Genomic DNA, 3,119 nt, shown 5'->3' with positions numbered 1-3,119 from the left:
GCGCCGCGCGCGCACCTGCTACGACCACCTGGCCGGCCGCCTCGCCGTCGCGATCGCCGATGCCATGGCCGCGCGCGGCCTGATCGAGCTCACCGCCGACGGCGGCGCGGTCACCGCGGCGGGCCAGGGCTTCCTCGCCGGCCTCGGCATCGCACCGGCGCCGGCACGCGCAAGGCTGTTCTGCCGCCCCTGCCTCGACTGGTCGGAGCGGCGGCCGCATGTGGCGGGCGTGCTCGGCGCCGCGCTCTGTGCGCGCTGCTTCGAGCTGGGTTGGGTGCGGCGGCGGGCGGGCGGCCGGGCGCTCGAGATCACGCCGATCGGCTGGGCCGGCTTCGCCGACGCCTTCGGCATCGCGCCGGAGGCGGTGCGGGAGTGAGCGCCGCCTCCGCCGCCCGCCTTCAGCCCTGCAATTCGATGTCGCCGGGCTTCCAGCTCTTGTCGAACCAGGGCTGCAGCGGCCCGTAGAGCCGGAGGATGACGAACCAGGACTTGCCCGGGATCGTCTGCACCCAGTTGCTCTCCCGCCCCGCCGGCGCCGTCGGGCCGAACCACACATCCACCGAGCCGTCGGCGTTCACCTGCAGGCCGGGCTTCTGGCTGCTGACGGAGGGGAAGCGGTTGTCGGTCTGCAGCATCGACCGGGTCTGGGTGTCGTAGACGATGGCGGACCAGAAGGTCCGCACCGGCACCGGGCCCGGCAGCCGCAGGCGATAGGTCCTGCCGCCGTCGAAGGCGTTGCCGTTGGAATCCTCGGCGGTCCAGGGATAGGTCGAGCCCTCCCCCACCACCTTGGTGTCCATCGCCGGCGTCACGCCGGTCGCGGCGAAGAAGTAGAAAGACCGCGCATCGAGGTTCGGCACGCCGGGCTGGCGCTCGAACTTGTAGCCGCCGACGAAGGCGAACTTCCAGCGCCGGTCGGCGAAGATGAGGCCTTCCGGGTCGCGCATCCGGTAGAACAGCGCTCGCGCGGTCGCATCGCCGACGGCGGCCGCTTCGGTCAGCACGCGGCGCATGCGATCGTCGGGCTGGAAGGGGCGGCCCTTCTGGATGCCGACGGCGGCGAAGTAGCCGAGGCTGGTCGGGTCGGTCGCCGACAGCGGCTCCTCCTGCACGACCGTGTTCAGCAGCTCCCAGAAGCGGAAATCGGCGGGCCCGACCATGTTGAAGGGCCGCATCGAGGCATCCACGAAGCTCAGGCGCGGCGGGTTCGCGGCCTGGGCGAGCGGATAGACCTTCGTGTGCTGCTTCACCGCCTCGACGCCGGGACGCGGGTCGCCGTTCTCCAGGAAGCTGCGCCAGATCACGACATTGCCGAAGGTCGCCGGGCGGACGACGTGGTAACCCTCGGGAACCGCTCCGGCATGGTCCGGCGGAAGGATCAGGTATTTCCCGCCACGCCCGCGATCCGCGCCCGTCAGGCCGAGATCGGCGACCCAGAAATAGTACATGTCGTTGACCAGGCCGAGCACGCGCGGCGGCACCTCGATCACCAGCGGGCCGCCGCGCAGGTCGATCCAGAACCAGGTGTAGGGCGTGTTGTCGTTGGCGGTGAGCTCGACCGTCCGGCTGTCCACCAGCTGTTCCCAGATCGGGATGGTGGTGTTGTCCGGGCCGAAGCTGCGGATGGCCTGGCGGTTGAAGGCCTGGTTCACCGCGGGGATGCCGAGCAGATAGGCCTGCACCGCCTGCTGGAAGACCAGGTTGTCGTAGAGCGCATCCGTGCTCGGGGCGTCCGGCACGCCGTCGAAGAAATTCAGCCGGCCGAAGCGCGTCTCGACCGAGGACGGGGAGGCGACGCCGGGTGGCATGGGCGTGGTGTAGCGGAAGGCCGGCGGCGTCGGGGTGCCGGTCAGCGGCTGGGCCTCAGCGGTGCCGGGGCCGAAGGCGCCGCGCAGGGCGGACGCCGCCGCGGCGAGCAGGGCGAGGTCGCGTCGTGTGGTCATGACGGCTGGATGTCCAAGGAGGCCCGAAGCGTCCGGGCGGTTGATTCGGCGACCGGAAGAAGCGCGGTCCGCATCGATGCCGCCGGCCTGACGATGCCCCGACGCGGGTCGTCCCGCGCGGCCATCCTATCCCGTGCCTCGGGTGTCCTGCCCAGCTTGAACCGCTATCCGGATTCGGAAGAGCATGGGCGCCTCAGATCGTCCATCGCGGGGAGTCGCGGATTGACCTGCATCGCCCCCGTCATCCGGGCGGCCGATTTCGACTGCGTCGAGGACGTGGCCGCGGCGCAGCGCGACTTCGCGGCCGAACTCGTCCAGCTCTCTCCGGGGCGCTTTCGCTACGCGATGGGGCTGGTGGATCTCGGGCCGGCGCGGGTCCAGGCGAACGCCGTGGCGGGCATCTATCTCGGGCGGGCGCGGGTGGCGCCAGGCAGCTGGGCGCTGTTCTACCCGACCGGCGGCCCGGCGGAGGCGAGCCGGCTCAACGGCATCCTGCCGGGACGCGACGATGCGGTGCTCTACGGCCCGGGGGCGGAGCTGCTGGCCCGCGTGGCGGACGGGCAGCGCTGGACGATGCTGGTGCTGGACGCGGCGCGCTTCGCGGCGGTGTTCGAGCGCCTGCCCGCGGCGCAAGAGGGGGGCGCCCTGCCGCTGCGGGGCCTGCTTGCGCGGGCGCCAGTCCTGCGCGGCCTGTCGGCCCTCGCCAGTCTCGAGCCAGCCGGCCACCCGGGCGCCGCGATGTCGGCGGCGCTGGTGGACAGCCTGCGTGCGGCACTCGACGGCGCGCGGGCCGACCGGCCGGCGCCGCCGCGACGCCGGCGCGGCGAACGGAGCGCCGGGCGCGTCACCTCGGCCGCGGTGGACTATCTCGCCGCGGCGCCCGGACGCCCGGTCTGCAGCGAGGAGATCGGCGCCGCGCTCGGCGTGAGCCCGCGCTTCGTCAACCAGTGCTTCGATGCGGTCTATGGCATCAGCGTGCACCGCTACCTGCGGCAGCGCCGGCTGGCGGAGGCGGGGGGGGCGGCGGGGGGGCGCGCCGCGGGGGGGGGGGGGGGGGGCGCCCGGGGGCGGGGCGCGCTCCGCCGCCGCCGCCGCGGCCGCGGCCGAGGATCCCGAGGGCCTCGCCCTGCTGGCCCGCGCCGCCGAGGCCGGGGCGCGGCTGCCCGACGCCATGAT

Annotated in this window: 2 protein-coding genes and 1 pseudogene; 2 read left to right on the top strand and 1 reads right to left on the bottom strand. The window is 73.6% G+C overall.

All coding sequences use genetic code 11. From position 1 onward, the window contains the following. Positions 1-376: pseudogene (locus AC1MIR_RS20840) on the top strand (ArsR/SmtB family transcription factor); the annotation flags it as partial. Between the two features lie 22 nt (positions 377-398). On the opposite strand, the gene AC1MIR_RS20835 reads toward AC1MIR_RS20840, so the two are convergent. Continuing rightward, positions 399-1,943, bottom strand: coding sequence for a DUF1254 domain-containing protein (locus tag AC1MIR_RS20835; protein WP_480030095.1), 1,545 nt, complete (start codon positions 1,941-1,943; stop codon positions 399-401). Between the two features lie 222 nt (positions 1,944-2,165). Here AC1MIR_RS20835 and AC1MIR_RS20830 point away from each other — a divergent pair. Then, positions 2,166-3,119 (top strand): helix-turn-helix transcriptional regulator (locus AC1MIR_RS20830; protein ID WP_480030094.1); only part of this gene is annotated, 954 nt, incomplete at its 3' end.

This window comes from Falsiroseomonas sp. RANM36 (genome assembly GCF_056682175.1).
This window is presented reverse-complemented; position numbering and strand designations above follow the sequence as displayed.

Bases quoted from the DNA above. Each gene is read 5' to 3' on its own strand.
- AC1MIR_RS20835 (WP_480030095.1), bottom strand. From the start codon at position 1,943: ATGACCACACGACGCGACCTCGCCCTGCTCGCCGCGGCGGCGTCCGCC.